Source organism: Streptomyces sp. NPDC051987 (genome assembly GCF_040680735.1).
Classification (GTDB): Bacteria; Actinomycetota; Actinomycetes; order Streptomycetales; family Streptomycetaceae; genus Streptomyces.
In genome coordinates this window covers 17,183-36,641 of record NZ_JBFAXI010000089.1, presented here as the reverse complement: position 1 = coordinate 36,641, position 19,459 = coordinate 17,183, and the positions used below count along the sequence as shown (strand labels likewise).

The 19,459-nt window shown below is 72.6% G+C and carries 14 protein-coding genes; 6 read left to right on the top strand and 8 right to left on the bottom strand.

Features of this window, described 5'->3' with window-relative positions; all coding sequences use genetic code 11:
- Nucleotides 1-13: 13 nt before the first annotated feature.
- Together AB0M11_RS33140 and AB0M11_RS33135 are read right to left on the bottom strand one after the other, a co-directional pair.
- Nucleotides 14-2,359 carry a glycosyl hydrolase family 65 protein gene (locus AB0M11_RS33140; RefSeq protein WP_365711822.1) on the bottom strand — a complete coding sequence of 782 codons (2,346 nt, stop codon included), beginning with the start codon at nucleotides 2,357-2,359 and terminating at the stop codon, nucleotides 14-16.
- Nucleotides 2,356-3,090 carry a beta-phosphoglucomutase family hydrolase gene (locus tag AB0M11_RS33135; RefSeq protein ID WP_365711821.1) on the bottom strand — a complete coding sequence of 245 codons (735 nt, stop codon included), beginning with the start codon at nucleotides 3,088-3,090 and terminating at the stop codon, nucleotides 2,356-2,358. Before AB0M11_RS33135 ends, AB0M11_RS33140 begins: the two co-directional genes overlap by 4 nt.
- Nucleotides 3,091-3,167: 77 nt before the next feature.
- Here AB0M11_RS33135 and AB0M11_RS33130 point away from each other — a divergent pair, with 77 nt between their 5' ends.
- Nucleotides 3,168-3,818 carry a nucleoside/nucleotide kinase family protein gene (locus AB0M11_RS33130; RefSeq protein WP_365711820.1) on the top strand — a complete coding sequence of 217 codons (651 nt, stop codon included), beginning with the start codon at nucleotides 3,168-3,170 and terminating at the stop codon, nucleotides 3,816-3,818.
- Between the two features lie 196 nt (nucleotides 3,819-4,014).
- Here AB0M11_RS33130 and AB0M11_RS33125 read toward each other — a convergent pair whose 3' ends face one another.
- The 6 genes from AB0M11_RS33125 to AB0M11_RS33100 all read right to left on the bottom strand — a co-directional run bounded on the left by AB0M11_RS33125 (nucleotide 4,015) and on the right by AB0M11_RS33100 (nucleotide 12,274).
- A complete protein-coding gene (locus AB0M11_RS33125; RefSeq protein WP_365711819.1) occupies nucleotides 4,015-5,832 on the bottom strand; it encodes a hypothetical protein in 1,818 nt (605 codons plus the stop codon).
- 47 nt (nucleotides 5,833-5,879) lie between these two features.
- On the bottom strand, nucleotides 5,880-7,604 hold the full coding sequence (locus tag AB0M11_RS33120) for a hypothetical protein (RefSeq protein ID WP_365711818.1): 1,725 nt from the start codon (nucleotides 7,602-7,604) through the stop codon (nucleotides 5,880-5,882).
- 1 nt (nucleotide 7,605) lies between these two features.
- Nucleotides 7,606-8,508, bottom strand: a complete 903-nt coding sequence (locus AB0M11_RS33115) for a carbohydrate ABC transporter permease (RefSeq protein WP_365711817.1) — start codon at nucleotides 8,506-8,508, stop codon at nucleotides 7,606-7,608.
- Complete coding sequence (locus AB0M11_RS33110) at nucleotides 8,505-9,416, bottom strand: sugar ABC transporter permease (protein ID WP_365711816.1); 912 nt, start codon at nucleotides 9,414-9,416, stop codon at nucleotides 8,505-8,507. The genes AB0M11_RS33115 and AB0M11_RS33110 overlap by 4 nt, the downstream gene beginning before the upstream one ends.
- A gap of 121 nt (nucleotides 9,417-9,537) precedes the next feature.
- Nucleotides 9,538-10,866, bottom strand: coding sequence for an extracellular solute-binding protein (locus tag AB0M11_RS33105; protein WP_365711815.1), 1,329 nt, complete (start codon nucleotides 10,864-10,866; stop codon nucleotides 9,538-9,540).
- 274 nt (nucleotides 10,867-11,140) lie between these two features.
- Entirely contained in the window at nucleotides 11,141-12,274 is a 1,134-nt protein-coding gene (locus AB0M11_RS33100) for an ROK family transcriptional regulator (RefSeq protein ID WP_365711814.1), read from the bottom strand.
- Nucleotides 12,275-12,600: 326 nt separating this feature from the next.
- Between AB0M11_RS33100 and AB0M11_RS33095 the strand changes: the two genes are divergently transcribed.
- The 5 genes from AB0M11_RS33095 (at nucleotide 12,601) to AB0M11_RS33075 (ending at nucleotide 19,451) form a co-directional block, all read left to right on the top strand.
- Nucleotides 12,601-13,506 (top strand): BadF/BadG/BcrA/BcrD ATPase family protein, encoded by a 906-nt coding sequence (locus AB0M11_RS33095; RefSeq protein ID WP_365711813.1) that lies wholly within the window; start codon nucleotides 12,601-12,603, stop codon nucleotides 13,504-13,506.
- A gap of 323 nt (nucleotides 13,507-13,829) precedes the next feature.
- Nucleotides 13,830-15,761, top strand: a complete 1,932-nt coding sequence (locus AB0M11_RS33090; protein WP_365711812.1) for a phosphatase PAP2 family protein — start codon at nucleotides 13,830-13,832, stop codon at nucleotides 15,759-15,761.
- 90 nt (nucleotides 15,762-15,851) lie between these two features.
- The gene (locus AB0M11_RS33085) at nucleotides 15,852-17,549 is read left to right on the top strand and encodes a phospholipid carrier-dependent glycosyltransferase (protein ID WP_365711811.1); all 1,698 of its coding nucleotides are present in this window, start codon (nucleotides 15,852-15,854) and stop codon (nucleotides 17,547-17,549) included.
- 178 nt (nucleotides 17,550-17,727) lie between these two features.
- On the top strand, nucleotides 17,728-18,651 hold the full coding sequence (locus tag AB0M11_RS33080; protein WP_365711809.1) for a MurR/RpiR family transcriptional regulator: 924 nt from the start codon (nucleotides 17,728-17,730) through the stop codon (nucleotides 18,649-18,651).
- Between the two features lie 416 nt (nucleotides 18,652-19,067).
- Nucleotides 19,068-19,451, top strand: a complete 384-nt coding sequence (locus tag AB0M11_RS33075) for a hypothetical protein (protein WP_362600302.1) — start codon at nucleotides 19,068-19,070, stop codon at nucleotides 19,449-19,451.
- Nucleotides 19,452-19,459: the final 8 nt, after the last annotated feature.

Sequence of the window (19,459 nt, the reverse complement as noted above, 5' to 3'; positions counted from 1 at the left end):
GGGGCGCGGGGGCTCAGGTCGGTCGGGTCGGGGCGCGGTGTGGGGGCTGGGCCGGGGGCGGGCCCGGCCTGGTCGGGGGTATCGCCCGCACCGCCGGGCTCTCCGTGCCGACCGTCACCGGCTCGCCGTGGTGGTACACCGTCAGCGGCGGCCCGTCCAGCAGGGTGTACGTCGCCTTGTCGGCGCCTATCTCCACCCGCAGCCTGCTGCCGCGCAGCTGGAGGCTGAAGGCGAGGCGGCGCAGCCGTTCCGGCAGCCGGGGGGCGAAGCGGGCGCCGTCGTCGTAGTGGCGCAGCCCGCCGAAGCCGGCCACCAGGGCCATCCAGGTCCCGGCGAGGGAGGCGATGTGGAGTCCGTCGCGGGTGTTGTGCTCCAGGTCGTCGAGGTCCATCAGCGCCGCCTCCGCGGTGTACGCGTAGGCCAGGCTCAGATGACCGGCCTGGGCGGCCACCACGGCCTGGCAGCAGGCGGACAGCGAGGAGTCGCGGACGGTCAGCGGCTCGTAGTAGGCGAAGTTGCGGGCGATGTGCTCCTCGTCGAAGTACTCCTCGCAGGTGTACATCGCCAGCACCAGGTCCGCCTGCTTGACGACCTGTTTGCGGTAGAGGTCGAAGTAGGGGAAGTTCAGCAGCAGCGGGTACTGCTCGGGACGGGTGTTCTCGAAGTCCCAGCGCTGGTACCGGGTGAACCCGGCGTGCTGTTCGTGGACGCCGAGTTCGTGGTTGTAGGGGATGTGCACGGCCTCGGCGGCGTCCCGCCAGGCCGCCGACTCCTCCGCGTCGACGCCGAGCCGGGCGGCCTGGTCCGGGTGGCGTTCGACGGCGTCGGCGGCGGCCAGCAGGTTCGCGCGGGCCATCAGGTTGGTGTACGTGTTGTCGTCGGCGACCGCGCTGTACTCGTCGGGGCCGGTGACGCCGTCGATGTGGAAGGCGCCGCGGCTGTCGTGGTGGCCGAGCGAGCGCCAGAGCCGGGCGGTCTCCACGAGCAGTTCGACGCCGGCGTCCCGTTCGAAGTCGGTGTCGCCGGTGGCCGCGACATAGCGGACCACCGCGTCGGCGACGTCGGCGTTGACGTGGAAGGCGGCGGTGCCGGCCGGCCAGTAGGCCGAGCCCTCCGAGCCGGCGATGGTCCGCCAAGGGAACGCGGCCCCGTCCAGACCGAGCTGGGCGGCACGTTCCCGGGCGGCCGGCAGGGTGTTGTACCGCCAGCGCAGCGCCTCGGCGACGGCGCCGGGGGCGGTGTGGGTGAGGACGGGCAGCACGAACATCTCGGTGTCCCAGAAGGCGTGCCCGTCGTACCCGGAGCCGGTCAGGCCCTTGGCGGGTATCGCCCGCTGTTCGGCACGGGCCCCCGCCTGGAGCACGTGGAAGAGGGCGAAGCGGACGGCCTGCTGAACCTCCTCGTCGCCGTCCACCTCCACGTCGGCGTGGGACCAGAAGTCGTCCAGGTAGCCGCGCTGTTCGTCGGCCAGGCCCCGCCAGCCCTCGTGGGCGGCGGCCGCGAGGGCGGCGTCGACCTGGTCGGCCATGGCGGGCAGCGAGCGCACCCCGGACCAGCCGTGGGCGACGAACTTCTCCACCCGCAGCCGCTGTCCCGGCTCCAGCACGGAGGTCACGGTGAACCGGGCCACGTCCGCACCGCTCTCGGCATGGGTCGAGGTCCGCTCGGGGCCGGCGACGGTGTGGTCGGCCGCGACCGCGACCCGCAGGCCGCTGCGGCGGGTGCGGTGCACGAGGCGCAGCCGGTGCCCGGCGGCGAAGCTGTCCTCGGGCTCCAGCGCCGACTCCAGCGCCATGGCGGCACGCGGGTCGCCGTTGGACCCCGGGAGCTGCTCGTTGGCGACAAGTTCGGACTGGACCACGATCCGGCAGCTCCGGTCGACGGCCTCCACCTCGTAGGTGACTGCGGCGATCGCCCGCTGGGTCAGCGAGACCAGCCGGGTGGAGCGGACCCGCACGGTGGAGCCGGCCGGCGAGGTCCACTCGCAGGTCCGCTCCAGCACGCCCCGGCGCAGGTCGAGGACCCGCTCGTGGGCGGTGAGGCGGCCGTAGCGCAGGTCGAAGGGCTCGTCGTCGACCAGCAGCCGAAGGATCTTGCCGTTGGTGACGTTGATGACGGTCTGCCCGGACTCGGGGTAGCCGTACCCGGCCTCGGCGTACGGCAGCGGGTGCACCTCGTGCACGCCGTTGAGGTAGCTGCCGGGCAGACCGTGCGGTTCGCCCTCGTCGAGGTTGCCGCGCCAGCCGACGTGTCCGTTGGACAGCGCGAACACCGACTCGCTCTGCGCGAGCACGTCCAGGTTGAGCGCGGTCTCGCGGACCGTCCAGGGTTCGACGGCGTACGACCGTTGGGTGATCACTCCTTGCCTCCCAGCTCGGCGAGGTCCTTGACGACGGTGTCCGCGCCGTGTGCGTACAGGGCGTCCGTCTGCCCGACGCGGTCCACGCCGACGACGTACCCGAACCGGCCCGCGCGGCCCGCGTCCATGCCGGCGAGGGCGTCCTCGAAGACGGCGGCTGACGCGGGTTCGACCCCGAGGTCGTGGGCGGCGGCGAGGAAGGTGTCGGGGTGCGGCTTGCCGGGCAGTCGGCGCTCGGCGGCCACGACCCCGTCGATACGGACGTCGAAGAAGTGCTCGGCGCCGATCGAGCGCAGCACGTCACGGCAGTTGGCGCTGGAGGAGACGATCGCGGTGCGCAGCCCGTGCGCGAGGACCGCCTCCAGGTAGCGCAGGGTGCCCTCGTAGGCCTCGACCCCGTCGGTGCGGATCTTCTCCAGCAGCAGTTCGTTCTTGCGGTTGCCGAGGCCGTGCACGGTCGGGGCGTCCGGTGGGTCGTCCGGGGTGCCCTCGGGCAGCTGGATGCCGCGGGAGCCGAGGAAGGCGCGGACTCCGTCGGCGCGGGGGCGTCCGTCGACGTACTCGTCGTAGTCGGCGACCGGGTCGAAGGGCCGCTGTCCCTCGTGGCCGCGCAGGAAGGCGTCGAAGGTCTCCTTCCAGGCCGCGGCGTGCACGACGGCCGTCTTGGTGACGACCCCGTCGAGATCGAAGAGACAGGCCTGGATGGTGTCGGGCAGCCCGAGTGCAGTCATGTCCGGCATCTTCCCCAGCGGACGGCTTCCAGGGGGTGGCGCCCGCCACATTCCGGGCCCGGTGTCACACTTTTTGCGTGCCGCTGACTTTCGACGACCTCCTCGCCCGCGCCCGTACGCTCGCCGGACGCGGTCCGCGCGCGATCCTCGGCATCGCGGGCAGCCCCGGTGCCGGCAAGACGACCCTCGCCGAGCGTCTGGTGCGGGAGCTGAACGGCTCCGGCGAGCCGTGGGCCGCGCACGTGCCCATGGACGGCTTCCACCTGGCCGACGTGGAACTGGACCGCCTCGGGCTGCGGGACCGCAAGGGGGCGCCGGCGACCTTCGACGCGGCCGGGTACGCGGCGCTGCTGCGGCGGCTGCGCGCGGAGACGGACGTCGTGGTGTACGCGCCGAGCTTCGAGCGGGTCCTTGAGCAGCCGCTCGCGGGCGCGATCCCCGTCCCGCCGACGACTCGGCTGGTGGTGACGGAGGGCAACTACCTGCTGCTGACGGACGGATCGTGGGCGCGGGTGCGGCCGGCCCTGGACGAGGTGTGGTTCTGCGAGACGGACGAGGCGGAGCGGGTACGGCGGCTGGTCGCCCGGCACGAGCAGTTCGGCAAGGGGCACGAGGAGGCGATGGCCTGGGTGGCCCGCACCGATCAGCTCAACGCCGCCCTGGTCGCCACCACCCGCCACCGAGCGGACCTGACAGTGCCGCAAACAGCGCTGGACAGCGCCCCGTAAGGGGCGCGGGAACTGCGCGACCAGCCACCACCGCGCAGCAGCCGACCGACGGCATGCCGGGGCACTGCCGGGCGCCGACCGAGCCCTCAGCACCGGCGTCGGACAGCGCCCCGTAAGGGGCGCGGGGAACTGCGCGACCAGCCACCACGGCGCCGCGGCCGACAGGCGGCCTGGCACGGCGCTGCCGGTCAGGCGCTCAGCGGACAGTGAGAGTCAGTTCAGGCTCGCCGTTGGCGTCCTCGGCGCCGAAGACGGCCGTGAACGCCTCGGTGCGCACGGTCAGGTCGCCCTCGAACGACGGAGTGAAGTCACCGCCGGGTCCGTACCGCACCGCGAACACGTGCAGGTGCTCCGGTGCGCCCGGCGCCGGTTCGGCTTCGTAGGCCGTGGAGGCGACCAGATGGCGCCAGCCCTCGTCCGGGTTGCCGTAGCCGCGCGGGTCGGCGGCCAGGGCGAACGCCGCCTGTTCCTGGGTGAGTTCGGCGCGCGCGTCGAATCGGTCGGCCCCCGGCTCGGCGGGATGCGTGAGGCGCAGTGCGCCCGCCGAGGCGACCTCGCCCTCGGCGACCCGGCGCACCCGGTCACCGTCGTCCGCCGCGTACGGCAGCCCGGCCATCAGGTACGGCGCCCCGTCGAGTCGCTCCAGGGCCACCGTCACCCACAGCCGGGTGCCGTCCGTGACGTACAGGGACCGCACGTGGCGCAGCACGTGATCGCGCCCCACCACCGGCTTGCTCACCAGCTTGGCGGCCAGGCCGTCGGCGCGCACGTCCCGGACGCGGACCTCGCCCATCGGCCGGCAGTACAGGAAGCCGTCCAGGACCGGTCCGAACCCGTGCTGCCGGTTGATCGCCGCCGGGAGCCAGTAGGTGCCGCCGGCCTCGACCAGTGACGGGGTCATGCGGCTGTCGAAGGCCACCGACACGGTGCCGGCGCGGAGTTGATGGCGGGCCGGGGCGGTGGACGGGGCGCGGTGCCAGGGGGTGGTGTCCTGGATCTGCCAGACGAGCATCCAGGCGAAGTGCCCGTCGACCCCGCCGTCCGCCCTGACCGCGTGCCGGCCCCAGTGGGTGTCGCCCCGGTAGCGGCCCAGGTCGGAGCCGATCCGGGCGCCGAAGTAGCGCAGGCCGAGCACCGACTCGAACCCGGAGTGCTGTTCGCTGTAGCGCGGACCGCCGTTGTCGAAGCCGCCGCTCGGCAGGCGGGCGTCGAGGTAGCGGGCGAGGGCGTCGCCGTCCTCGGCGAACATCTCGGCGCCGCTGACCCGGTGGGCCTGTGCGAGGAACGACAGCGAGATCGGGCCGTAGTTGTTGTCGTAGGCGCCGCCGTGCTCGGGCGGCAGCAGGGCGCCCCGGTCCAGGACCCGGTGGGCCCGGATCCGGCCGCGGTACAGGGCGAGCGCCCGCGCCCTGACCGGCTCCCCCTGCTCCGGCGGAAGATGGCGGGCCAGCATCAGTCCGCCGACCACGCACCCGATCGCCTGGTTGCCGGCCTCCTGCGGGTTGAAGAAGGTCGCCTCCGTCAGCCAGCGCCAGTAGCCGTGGCTCACCTCGACGAGCCGTGTGCGCTGTTCCTCGTCGACCAGGCCGTCCGCGAGGTCCAGGATGTTCACGGCCTGGAGCAGCGCCCACACCGTGCTGGGCCAGTCCCCGATCGGGTGGGCGCCCGCCTGGAGAACGTAACGGGCGTACGGCAGGCCGGAGTCGCGGACCGTGAGGTTCGGGTAGCCGGGGTTGTCCTCGGTGTAGACCCGCTCGCGCAGGTGGAAGGCGAGGCTGCGGCGCACCGCCTCCGGCAGCCGCGGGTCCCTGGAGCGCTGCCAGGCGAGGGCCAGCAGGGAGGTGACGCCGAGGGAGGTGTCGCCGATGTCGTCGTCGGCGTCGGGGTGTTCCAGGTTGCCCTCGGGGGTGAGGCGGGCCAGGGCCTGCGCCACGACGTCGGCGAGGACCGTGTCGTACGCCTCGGGTGTGTCCGGCAGGTCGTGCAGCGGGCCGAGCTGGCGCGGCAGGTGCATGGGAGGTGGTCAGCCCTTCGTTCCGGAGGCGGCCGTGGCGGGGCGGGTCAGGGGCGGAGGCCGGGCTGGGAGCGGCGGGCGCGCAGCGCGACGGTCAGGACGGCCGGGCCGTGGCCGCCGAGGTAGACGTGGTTCCCGGTCGTCGCGTCGGTGCCGCCCACCAGGGTGTGGTCCTGCCCCGGGTCGTACCGCAGGACGTCGCCCCGGTCCGGCCCCGCGAGCGGCTCGCCCGCCTCGACGCCGGCCTCGACCAGGATCTCGTCGTCGCCGGTCCGGTAGGTCATCGGCGCGGTGGTCAGACACCAGCGTCCGTCGCCGATCGGTACGGCGCCCCGGGGCACGCCCCCCGGCCGGAAGGTCAGTTCCAGGGCCCAGGGCACCCGTGGCCCGCTGATGTCGATCCGCAGGTCGGCGCCGTCGTCCCGCAGGTCCACCTCGACGAGCGTCGTGTGCGCGACCTCGTCCCGGGGCCGGTCCGGGAAGGCCATCGCGGCCGAGAAGCGGCCCTCGTCCGCCAGCCGGTAGGCGGCGTCGTCCCGTCGCAGGTCCGGCGGGAGCGGCTGGTAGTAGGCGGCCGTAAGTGTTTCGGTGAGCAGGTAGCGGTTCTCGGCGGTCTGGCGCATGTCGGCGGCGCGGAACGGGCCCAGGTCGAAGAAACCCCGTGAGAGGCGGACCGCGTCGAGGACGGCGTCACCGGCGAACAGGCGCAGGAAGGTGGGGTTGCAGGCGAGGCCCGAGCGGATGAGCCGCTGCTCGGGCACGTCCGAGCCGCCGTACAGGACGCTGTGCGCGGTGGCGGAGGCCCGTGCGGCCAGGCGGGCCGTGGTGATGTACCGGTGCCGGGCCAGGGGTTCCGGTGCCGGCGCCGGCAGCGCGCAGGCCAGGTCGGGGGTGAGGAGGGTCTGGGCGAGCAGGTCGGGGTCGCCGATGCCGCCGGCCGCCGCCAGCCGCGCCGCCCGGCTGAAGTCACCCCGGCCGGTGCGGACCGCGAGCAGCCGGAAGTGCGCCAGGTAGGGCGCCAGCGGGAACGGGTGGCTCTGGTCCTGACGCCGCGAGTGGACCGTCTCCACCGTGCCGTCCGGCCTGATGAGGTCCAGGGTCGTGGCGAGGTTGCGTTCCACCGCGTCCCGCAGGTCGGGGCGGCCGAGGACGTCGGCCAGGAGCAGCAGCGACGGGTTGGACACGTGCACCGCGTAGTTGGCGCTGCGCTCCGAGTACAGCCCCTCCGCGTCGATGTCGACGCCCTCGGCGAGCCACTGCGCCACGCGGTCGAGCAGCCGGTCGTCCGGGAACGACCGGTGCAGCCGGGCCAGCGCCGCGCACAGTTCCCAGCGGTGGTTCGGGGTGTGCACCCCGCCCGTGCGGAGGCTCTCGGAAGCCGCGCCGGCGATCTCGGCGAGCGCGGCCGTGACGTCGCGCAGGTCCGGCCCGGCGCCGGCGGCGAGGACATGCGCGTCGCACACGTCGTTGACGGTGAACGCGGAGTCCGGCGGCGACTGCACGTTGTCGCCGCCGGCGAAGAGGCCGGTGGGTGTCTGCGCGGCCCGCAGGGCGCGGAGGTGGTCCGTCATGGCGGCGACGGCCCGGCCACTGGCGTGCAGGGCCGAGTCCGGGGAACGGTAGGCCGCGATCAGGGTCTTCACCCGGCGGGCCAGCGTGCGGTGGGTCACCGCGGCAAGGTCCTCGCCGGAGCCGGACGTCAGCGGGGCGGCCCACCGGTCGGCGGCGCCGGCCGCCGCGCGGACGAACTCGTGGTCGAGCGAGGCGGGCACGTCAGTCCTTCAGTCCGGCGTTGATGTCGGCGCTCATGACGTAGCGCTGGAAGACCAGGAAGATCACGATCAGCGGGATCATGGAGATGACGGACGCGCCGAGCAGGACCGACCAGTTGATGTTCTGTGCGCCGACGATGCTCTGGATGCCGATCTGCACCGTGAACTTGTTGGGGTCGTTGAGCATCAGCAGCGGCCAGATGTAGTCGTTCCACCGCCACTGGAAGGACAGGATGGCGAGCGTGAGCACGATGGGCCGGGAGAGCGGCACCATGATCCGCAGGAAGATCGACAGTTCGCGGGCGCCGTCGATGCGGGCCGCTTCCACGAGTTCGTCGGGGACCGTCAGGAAGAACTGGCGGAACATGAAGCATCCGGTCGCGGTGAGCACGGCCGGGAGGATGATGCCGGCGAAGGAGTTGTAGAGGCCGAGGTTGCGGACGACCAGGAACTCGGGGGCGAGCATGACCTCGCCGGGCAGCATCGTGGTGGCGAGGATGCAGAGGAAGAAGGCCTTCAGCCACCTGTTGTCGTACTTGGCCAGCGCGTATCCGGTGCAGCAGCTGACTCCCACCGTGAGGATCGTCGTGATCACGCACACGAGGGTCGTGTTGATGAAGTACTGCGAGAAGTTGGCGCTGCGCCAGGCGGTGAGGTAACCGGACAGGGTGGGGTGGTGCGGGACCAGCGACAGCGGATAGGAGAACAGGTCGCTGGCCGGCTTGAGGGAGCTGAGGATGAACCACAGCACCGGCAGCCCGTAGAGGCAGGCGAGGATCCACAGCAGGGTCGTCGCGGACACCGCCTGTCGCAGCCCGCCGGTGGCGGGGCCGCGGGACCGCTTCCTGGAGAGGGCCGGTCCGGAACGCTTTTCGGCCGGGCGTGGGATGTCTGTCGTTGTCATCGGTTCTCCACCCGCCGGTTGACGATCAGCTGGATGATCGCGACGGCCATCAGGATGAGCATGAGCACGAACGACGCGGCGCTCGCGTAGCCGATCTGGCCCCGTTGGAAGCCGGTCTGGTAGATGTACTGGACCAGCAGGTTGTTCGAGGTTCCGGGGCCGCCGTTGTTGAGGGCGACGAACACCGGGTACTCCTTCATCGCGTTGATCGTGTTGAGCAGGATGACGATGAACGAGGTGGGCGCGATGCTCGGCAGGGTGATGCTGAAGAACTGGCGCCACGGGCCGGCGCCGTCGAGCGAGGCCGCCTCGTAGTACGACACCGGTACGTTCTTGATCGCCGCGACGAACAGCAGCATCGTGAAGCCCGTCCACATCCAGGACGCCGCCATCACCACCACGAGCAGCGACAGGTCCGCGTTCGACTGCCACGGCACGGCGCTTCCGCCGAGCTTCTCGATGACGTAGTTGACCAGTCCGAAGTTCTCACCGAACAGCCACCGCCACAGGACACCCACCACGATGGGCGACAGCAGCCACGGAATGAAGAAGATGACGCGCGCCACCGACGCGCCCTTGGCGTGCTTGCTCACCACCAGGTTGGCGGCGAGCAGCGAGACCGCGAAGTTCAGCGGTACGAAGAGGACGGCGTACAGCAGCGTCCGGGTCAGGGCGTCGTAGAAGGTGGAGTCCCCGAACAGCTGGTGGTAGTTGTCCAGGCCGATGAACTGGAACGCCCCCACGCCCGTGTAGTTCGTGAAGGAGTAGACGAGCCCGATCACCGCCGGCCACACGAAGAACAGCGCGAAGAGCACGACGTTGGCCGCGATGAGGACGAGCGGCGCAAAGGTGTACTTGCTGCGTCTCCTGGGCGGACTCGTGGACACGTCCGAGGCGCGTTTGGTCATCTTACTGACTCCGTGCTGGTGGAATGGGTTCCGGTGGGCTCGGGCCATGAGCCCGGCATTCACGTGGGCCCGCGCGTGCGGCCGGGCGGCGGAGTCTCGGCCCGCCGCCCGGCCCACTGGCCTACGATCCGCCGCCGACCTGCTGGTTGTAGCCGGCCACGATGTTCTCCAGGGCCTTGTCGGACGACTCCTGGCCGTTGACCGCCTTGCCGAGCTCCGTCTTGGTCGGGTCGGTGGTGAGGCTCTTGCCCTTCAGCACCCAGTCGGTCTGGGCGTTGTTGAAGTAGCTCGAGATCGGGGCGTACAGCGGGATCTCCTGGTTGTACAGCTTGAACGCCGCCTGAGCCGCCGCGGAGTCGAAGGGGTACTTCGGGTCCAGACCGCTCTCGACCGGGAGGAAGCCGGAGGACTCCACCAGCTCGGTGTACTGCTTCGGGTCGTAGATCCAGGTCAGGAACTTCTTCGCGGCGGTGGCGCCGGCGCCGTTGTTGTTGAAGCCGACCATCATGCCGCCGGCGTTCACGTCACTGGCCTGCACCGGCTGGGCGGGGGTCGGGACGCTCGCCCAGTCGAACTTCTTGATGCTGTCCGCGAAGGAGGCGACCTGCCACACGCCGGACCAGTAGGCGACCACGTCACCGCTCTGGAACATCGCCGCCGGGTCGGCGCCGCTGGTCCACACCGACTTCGGCATGGTCTTGTCGTCGTTCCAGCCGACGAAGGTCTTCACGGCCTTCTTCGTCGCGTCGTCCACCGAGAACTTGCCGGAGGAGTCCGCGTGGACGTACTTGCCGCCCATCTCGTACACCATGGCGCGCAGGCGGGAGGGAGACTGGTCGAATGCCAGGGAGTACTTGGCGCCGGTCTTCTCGCGGACCTTGTCGGCCGCCGCGATGAAGTCGGTCCACGTCCAGGTCTTGTCGGGCGAGGTCGGGAAGGAGACGTTCGCCTTCTTGAACAGCGACTCGTTGATGTACAGGCCGGAGGCGGTGACGTCCGAGGGTATGGACAGCACCTTCCCGGAGGAGTCCTTGGCGAGGAAGTTGCCGTTGATGTTGTAGCTCTTGTTGTTGGCGATGGAGCTGAGGTCGAGCAGCTTGTTCGACCAGATCGGGTCCAGCGACGGCACGGCCGCGACGTCGGGCAGGGAGTTCGCCTGCGCGGCGTTGTGCAGCTTCGTCGTGTAGCCGTCGTAGGGGATGTTGACCAGCTTGACGGTGACGCCGGCTTCCTTCTTGTACTGCGCCACCAGCTTCTTCCAGCCCGCGTCCTGTCCCGGAACCGTGGAGATCCAGAACGTCAGCGACTTGGAGGTCCCGCCCGAGCCGGACCCCGACCCGCAGGCGGAGAGCAGCAGGGCACCTGCCGAGGCCACGGCAGCGAGAGGAACCAGGCGGCGCATACCGCCGCGGCCGAGTCGGCGGGAGCGCCGCACACCCACAGTGGTCATCTTCGATCCCATTTCGTCGTACGGACGGAGCACGGCACCGGCTGAAGCGGCACGGGTGCATTGTGAAGGAAAAGTCACTTTCCGGGGCCGCGGCCTCGCCCGGCCGCATCGTCCACGCGGAGCGAGGTCCCCGGCCGCCTGGGCCGTCACCGCACGGGCACGCCCTCGTGCGGTTGCCGTACGTCGCGTACGGGCGGGAGGCTCGCCCCAAGCCGGCGTCCCGGCCGACTTAGAAAGCGCTTGTCCGGACATTGGCAGACCAATGAGGAGGCCGTCAATCCTTCACCCCCGCGCCTTCGGTCACGGTTTGGACTCCCTTGGCCACGGCGAGCCGGGCGGCACCCACCACGGTACCGAGATCGCCGATCTGGCTGCTGACCACCTCGGTGGGCCAGCTCAGCCGCCCCAGCTCGGCCCGCACCCCGGGCAGCAGCTGCGGGTCGGCGCCCGTGCTGCCGCCCAGCACGATCAGCCCCGGGTCCAGTACGGCGGCCACCGCGGCGGCCAGCCGGCCGACGTCGGTGGCGTGCCGGGCGACCACGGCGAGCGCGGACTCCCGGCCCTCGGCGGCCAGCGCGAAGAGCCGGTCGGCGGTGCGCGGGCACGGGCCGTCGGCCTCCCGCCAGACCTGGGCGGCCCGGCGCAGCAGCGCCTGCGAGCCCACATACGCCTCCAGGGCCTCCTGGCGGGGCTCCCGGTCGTCGTCCCAGGGGTAGGGCAGCCGGGCCAGCTCACCGGCCGCGCCGTTGGCGCCGCGCAGCACCTGGCCGCCGATGACGATGCCCAGACCGACACCGACGCCGATCCGCAGGTAGCCGAAGGTGCGCCGCCCCCGGGCGGCCCCCTCGTGGAGCTCGGCGAGGGCCGCGCAGTTCACGTTGTTCTCCAGGTGGACCGGCACGCCCGGCGGCAGGGCGACGGAGACCGCGTCGAAGACGGGCCCCGCCTTGGCGGTCGCCGGGCGCATCCCGGTGCCGGGCCGGCCGGGGGCGCTGACGTCACCGATGGCGACGACGATGGCCCGCAGCGGGGCGCCCGCCGGCAACGCGGCCAAGGCCTCGCGCACGGCGTCGGCGGCACAGCCGCGGGGCGTGTCCGCCTCGGCGAGCAGGGTGCCGTCCAGGGCGCAGCCGCGCACCCTGGTGCGGGCCGGGCCGAGGTCGACGGCGAGCACGGAGCCGGAGGCGGGCCCGAGGCCGTAGACGGCGGCGGAGCGGCCGGTGCCGCCGGAGGCGGTCCCGGAGTGGGTGGCCAGCCCGGCCCCCTCCAGCTCCGCGACGGCGGCGGAGACCGTCGGCTTGGACAGGCCGGCGAGGCTCGCGAGCTGCGGCCGGGTGGCGCTGCCGGCCTGGGCCAGCACGGCGAAGACCGCGCCGGCGCTCTCGGTGAGCCGGGGGGCCTCAGCCACGACGTGTTCCACAGTTCCCCCAGGGGTCAGGGGCCGCGCTCCCCCGGGTCCGGCGGGATGCGGCGATGCGGTGCGGGTGCCGCGCGGTCCAGGCCTCGACGGCGTCCCGTCGATCGAGGCCGCGACAACTCTTGACGCACTGTACTTCGTTAGTTAACTTCCTAACGAAGTACACGGTACTCGCCTGCCGTGCTCCGCAAGAAGCCCGTCCCGGGGCTTCCCTATGTGCTCAACTCCTGTTCGGCCAGCCACGGTTCGCCCGCCATCGCCAGGCCCTGGGTGCCATGCTCTTCGGCACTCTTCGCCCAGACGACGAAAGAGGATCCGTGCAGGACGCTCCTTCCTCCCCGCTCGTGGTCGGCGTCGACGTCGGCGGCACCAAGACCCAGCTCCGCGCCGTGGCCGGCGCGGACCGGGTCGCCGACCACGTCCGCCCGAGCAGCGGCTGGCGGCCGCACGACACCGCCGCCGCGGCCCGCTGGCTGACCGCCCTCGTCCACGACGCCCTGCCCCCCGGCACCCGCCCGGCCGCCCTGGCCGTCGGCGGGCACGCCTGTGAGACCCCCCGCCAGTGCGCCGGCATCGCCGCCGCGTTGCGGGACCTTCTCGGCGTGCCCGTCCGGGTGGTGGGCGACGCCGAGCTCCTCGTCCCCGCCGCCGGCCTGGACCAGGGCGTCGGCCTGGTGGCCGGCACCGGCTCGGTGGCCGTCGGCCGGGCGGCCGACGGCAGTCCTGTCCAGGTGGGCGGCTGGGGCGCGGTCCTCGGTGACGAGGGCGGCGCCGCCGGACTGGTCCGGGAGGCCGCTCGCGCGGTCTGGGCGGCCCATGACCGCGGCGAGGCCCCCGACGCCCTCGCGAGAGGGCTCGTCGCCGCCTTCGAGGTGGCCGAGGTGCCCGCGCTCGGCGCCGCGCTGGAGAGCGCCTCCGACGTCTCCAGCCAGTGGGGCCGGCACGCCCCGGTGCTCTTCGCCGCGGCCGACGCGGGTTCCCGGCTCGCCGCGGACGTGATAGCCGACGGCGGCCGCGCCCTGGCCGGCCTGGTGGCCCGGCTCGCCGCCCGCGGCCTCGCCGTGGACGACGTGGTGGTGGCCGGCGGCACGATCCTCTCTCAGCCGCGGCTGTACGACGCCTTCGCCGCCGCGCTCGCCGAGGCCGTACCCCGGGCCCGGCCGCAGCCCCTGCGGCTCCCGCCGGTCGAGGGAGCGGTGGCGCTGGCGCGATCGATCCGGTGAGAAACCCGCCCCGGCCCGTGGTCCGGGCGCGCGCGACCCGCCCCCGGACCGTGAGGTCCCGCGCGCCCGGACCACGGGCCGTTCGGCACTGCGAACGCGCAGGTCCGGCCGGTTGTTGTCGGCGAACCACCAGTCTGTCGTTCAACTCGGGTCCATGTTCCGGTCGTTGGAAGATGGTCGAGGGGACACGGACCGGCCCTAGAACTTCGCTCGTTCACCACTTTTCCCACGCGAACCCAACTGCTCGCGCACATCGGGCACATCGCGCGTTCGTGTCAACTCCCTCCGGCCGCCGCGCCGTAGAACTCGAGAGAGGCACCTCCATGCCGTCACCTGCCGGCCACCACCCCGCTTCCTCGGCCCGCGGAACCGCCGTCGGCCGACGGGGATTCCTGAAGACCTCGCTCGGCGCGTCGGCGGGTGTGCTGGCGGCCCCGACCTTCGTCGGCTGGCTCGCGGCCGCCGACGCCAAGGCCGCGACACCCCTGGCGTTCGTCGACGACTACAAGACGAACATCAGCACCAACCTCACCGCCGACACCAACGCGGTGGTGCGCATCCTCGGCGGCTTCGCGCGGATCTGGAAGACCGGGGCCGCCTGGAACACCGGCACCGTGCTGCGCGCCGACATCCTCCGCGCCAACATGCGCTACTGCGCGAAGATCACCCGCAACCGCAGCGCCGCCGACGCGAAGAAGGCGTTCCTCTACGACCGCCAGCACCAGAGCTACGCGATGATCGCGGGCCTCGGCCCGCTCGCCGACCTGTACAAGGCCGGTGCCCTCGCGGTCACCTCGATCACCAGCGCCCCCGACGGCACTCCCGCCACCACCGTCAGCGACGCCGTCCCGGCCGGCGCCCCGGCGGGCGCGGCGCTCGGCGCGGGCTCGCACGACTCGGCGCTCGGCAAGGTGGCCACCCTCGTCGACACGGTGCGCGGCAACTACGCCTCCGGCAACCCGTCCAAGTACGCCTACCAGTACCCGCGTCCGTGGCGCATGAACGAGGACAGCGAGGTCGTCGACACCGGCAGGACCGACGCCTACGGCTTCCCGGTCTACGAGTCCGACGTGGTCGTGGCCCCGCAGCTGCTGCGCCAGCGCAGCACCTCCCCCACCGACGACGGCGGTTTCCCCTCCGGCCACACCAACGCCTTCCACCTGGCGGGCCTGGCCTACGCGTACGCGGTGCCGGAGCGCTTCCAGGAGCTGGTCACCCGGGCCCTGGAGCTGAGCGACACCCGGATCGTCGCCGGCATGCACAACACGGTCGACGTGATCGGCGGTCGCATCATGGCCACCGCCCTGGCCGCCGCCACCCTCGCGGACCCGGCCAACGCCGACCTGAAGGCGGCCGCCCGCGCCCAGGCGCTCGCCTACTTCGAGGCGCAGACCGGCGCCGGCGCCGACACCCTCTACGCCTACGCCCACTCGGCCGGCACCGCGACCGACCCGTACGCCGACCGCGAGGCCAACGAGCGCGCGGCCACGCCCCGGCTGACGTACATCCTGCGCCGCGAGGGCGGCGACCTCCCGCTCACCGTGCCCAAGGGCGCCGAGGTGCTGCTGGAGACCCGTCAGCCGTACCTCACCGCCGACCAGCGCCGCGAGGTGCTGCGCACCACCGGCCTGCCCTCCGGGTACGTGCTGCTGGACGGCCCGGAGCAGTGGGGCCGCCTCAACCTGTTCGCCGCGGCGGACGGCTACGGCGCCTTCGACACCGACGTCACGGTCACCATGGACGCGGCGGCCGGCGGCTTCGCGGCGGCCGACAGCTGGCGCAACGACATCGACGGCCACGGCGGCCTGACCAAGCAGGGCACCGGCACGCTGACCCTGACCGGCGACAATCGCTACCGGGGCGGCACCGTGCTGGCCGCGGGCACCCTGGTCGCCGCCTCCGCGGACGCCCTGGGCCGCGGTGACGTCCGGGTCACGGGCGGCACCCTGCGGGTCGCGGCGGAACTGTCCGTGCGCGGCACCTACACCCAGGACGCCGGCACCCTGGCGGTCACCCTGGCCAAGGGCGGCAGGACGCCGCTGGCGGTGAAGCACCTGGCGGTCCTCGGCAGGGGCACGACCCTGTCCCTCACGCTCGACACCGAGCACCCGCCGGCCGCGGGCAGCGTGCTGCCGGTCGTCGCCGCGCCGCGGCTGCGCGGCCAGTTCGGCGGCGTGGAGCTGAACTCCGCCACGCTGCGGGCCGTACCCGTCTACACGGCGGACGGTCTGTCGGTACGACTCGTGAAGCGGTGACGCGCCCGGTGGCGGGAACGGTGCGATGGTAGGGCCATGGCGGCTCATGATCGTTCCCGTCACCGCGGGCCCGGTGTCCCCGCGGGGCGGATGATGGCAAGCGAACAGCAGTCGGTCCTCGAACCCGACGTCCCCGACGTCCCCGACGGTGCCGGGACGCCGCCGCGGCCCGCCCTGGCGGCCCGGCTGACCGCCGCACTGCGCGCCCGCCGCCGGTGGCTGGTGCCGGTTCTCGCGGTGCTGCTGCTCGGCCAGATGGCGGTGGCGATGGTGACCACCGCCGTCCAGCAGACACCCACCGTCGACGAGCCGGTCTACGTGGCCACCGCCACCGACTACCTCCACGAGCACCGGGTGCGCTACAACGCCGAGCACCCACCGCTCGGCAAGCTCGTCATCATGACCGGCATCGCCCTCGCCGACCCGCACTACGACCCGTCCTACCGGGGCGACCAGGGTCAGGTGGGCCGGCATCTGCTGTACTCCTCGGGCAACGACCCCTGGCGGGTGATGCTGTGGGCGCGGCTGCCGGTGATCGCGCTGACCCTGCTGTTCGGCCTGGTGGTCCTCGCCTTCGCCCGCGAGGTCCTCGGTACGGCCGCCGGGCTCCTGGCGCTCACCCTGTACTGCTTCTCCCCGGACGTCATCGCGCACGGCTCGCTGGCCACCCTGGACGTACCGTCGGCCGGGTTCGTGCTGACCTCCGCCTGGCTGGTGTGGCGGGCCCGGCGCCGGCCCCGGCTGTACCTGCCCCTGGCGGGGGCCGCGCTGGGGGCCTCCGTGGCCACCAAGATGAGCGCGCTGCCCGCGATCCCGGTGCTCGTGGCGCTGGCCGTGGTGTCGGTGCGGGGCGCGCGTCCGGGGCGCGCGGCGCGCGCCCTGGCGGCCGCGGCCGTGGTGGCGGTGACGGCGGTCGCCGTCGTGTGGCTGTCGTACCTGGCGGTCGACCCCCGGCTGCGTCTGCTGTCCGCCGAGCCCGTGACCCCGGTGCGGGGGCTGCGCGGCCTGCTGGTCGACCTGATGCCCTTCCCGCGCTCCTACCGGGACGGCATGCGGATGCAGTTCGCCCTGGAGGACCTCCCCTGGCAGGGGTATCTGTTCGGGCACCTCTACACCGGCTCCCGCTGGTACTACCTGCCGGCCGCCCTGCTGGTGAAGACCCCGCTCGGGATGCTGGCGCTGTGGGCGGCCGGTGCCGTGGCGCTGGTGGCGGTACGGCGGCTGCGGCCCGCCGCGCCCTACCTGCTGCTGCCGCCGGCCGTGCTGCTGGCCTCGGCGATGACCGGGTCGCGGGACTTCGGGACGCGGTACGCGGTCTTCATGCCGATGTTCCTCGCGGTGGCCGGGGCCGCGGCCCTGACGGTGCGCCTGCGGTGGGCGCGGCCGGTGGGCGGGGCGCTGGCGCTGTTCGTCGCGGTGAGTTCGCTGCGGACGTTCCCGTTGTATCTGCCGTACGCCAACGAGGCGTTCGGGGGGCCGGCGAAGACGCACCTGTACCTGCACGACTCCAACGTGGACTGGGGGCAGGACCTGGGCCGGCTCGCCGACCGGCTCAGGGAGCGCTACCCCGGTGAGCGGATCTGGCTGGTCTACAAGGGAAGTGCCGTCCCGGCGTACTACGGCATCCACGCCGCGGACCCCCGCAAGGTGCCGGCCGGGAGGGTGCACGGCCTGCTGGTGGTCTCGGACTCGTGGGTCGCCAAGGCCCGGGGCGAACTGGCGGAATTGATCGACACCAGCCGTCCCGTCGATGATGTGGGTCATTCGATCACCATCTACCGGCGGTGACCGCACGATCCGCCGGCGACGGTCACCGCATCCGTCGCCGGTGAGCAGCGCAATCCCGGTGCCGGCTCGGCATCCTGAGCCTTCGGCCGCCGGGACGGTCCGGCGTACCGCACCACCCCTGGTCACCACGGTCCGTGAGCTATGTTGAGTCCTCGTGGGAGACAAAGGAGGCGCTTCGGTGCCATCGCCGCAGCAGGCCCGCGCACAGGCATCCGCGATCACCTCGGGCAAAACGGTGCCGGAGGCCGAGGCCGCGCCCACCTCCCAGCTCCGCGAACTCTTCGACGGTCCCCGGCTCTCCCCCGGTCAGCGCCGCATCGCCCAGTACCTGATCGACCACATCACCGAGGCGGCCTTCCTGTCGATCACCGACCTCGCCGAGCGGGTCGGGGTCAGCCAGCCGTCGGTGACCCGGTTCGCGGGCGCGGTCGGTTTCAGCGGCTATCCGGCGCTGCGGGAGCGGCTCCAGTCGATCGCGCTGCGCACGCTGGCCGGCGGCACCGGGGCGGCCACCGAGCACCGCAGCAACGAGCTCCAGGCCGCCGTGGACGCCGAGATCGAGAACCTGGAGAACCTGCGGCGGGACTTCGCCGATCCGGACCGGGTGATCTGGATCGGCCGCGAGCTGTCCCAGTCCTCCCCGCTGACCGTGCTCGGCCTGCGCATCTCCGTCTCGCTGGCCGAGTACTTCGCCTACGCCGCCCGCCGTATCCACCCCGACGTACGGCTGGTGACCCGGGGCGGCAGCGTGGCCTACGACGCGCTGCTGCAGTCGCGCGAGGCGGGCGGCACCTGGGTGCTGGCGTTCGGCATGCCCCGGCACGCGCAGGAGACGCTCACCGCGATCCGGGTGGCGCGCACGGCGGGGCTGCGGGTCGCCCTGGTGACCGACCAGGCGCTCGGCGCGCTGGCCGACGAGGCCGACGTCACCTTCAGCACCGGCATCGGGTCCCGCCTGGTCTTCGACACCTACGCGGCGCCCGGTCTGATGGCCGCCGCGCTGCTCCAGGCCATGACCGACGCCGACCCGGAGCGCACCCAGGCGCGCCTGGAGGAGTACGAGCAGGTCGCCGAGGAGCACCAGTTCTTCCTCAAGGACTGACCCCGGGGTCCGCTCTCCCGCCTTCCCCATGACCGCGTAGGCGGAGCATTCACCTCATTTCGAGCATGAATGTTTTCATACGTCTTGCAAACGGGACGGCATATATAAATACTGCTCACGGATCACCCCCGGCCCACTCCGGGCACGTTCCGCACCCGAGCACGCACCGCTCGCACCCGCCCCGAGAAAGCCGACGGACCGCCCATGCGCACGCAGCACCACCAGCAGTGCCGACGGCCGGCGCCCGGGGCCTCGCACGGACACCCCCAGCCGCCGTCTCCTACCCGCGTCGGCGCCCGGGGTGTTCGAACGGGCATCGCCTGTGCGATCCGCCCGCGGCGGCTCCGGCCATCCCCTAGGCCGGAGCCGCCCAGACCCCCGTCGGTCACCCTCACGACGCCGCACACCCGGAAGCGATGACCATGACTCTGACGACGACCGCGCGCATCAGCCCCGACTGGCCCTGCCAGGTCAAGGCACCGGGCAGTTACGACTGGGAGCGCTCCGCCGCGAAGTGGCTGCGCGAGCTGGTGCCGGCCCGCTACGCCAGCTACCCGGCGCTGATCCGGCACCCCGTGCTGCTCGCCCGGCACGCGCAGATCCAGGTCCAGCACGAGGTGCGGGTGGCGCGCACCGCACTGCAGACCGCGCGCGCCGAACTGCCCCTGCTGGGCCTGCCGGAGTCGGTCATCGAGCACACCATCAAGCTGTACGCGGCGGAGGTCATGCAGCTGCAGCACATCGCCCGCAGCGTGCGCGTGGTCACCGAGGCGCTCGTCGGGCACAGCACCGGCCGCTGACCATTTCG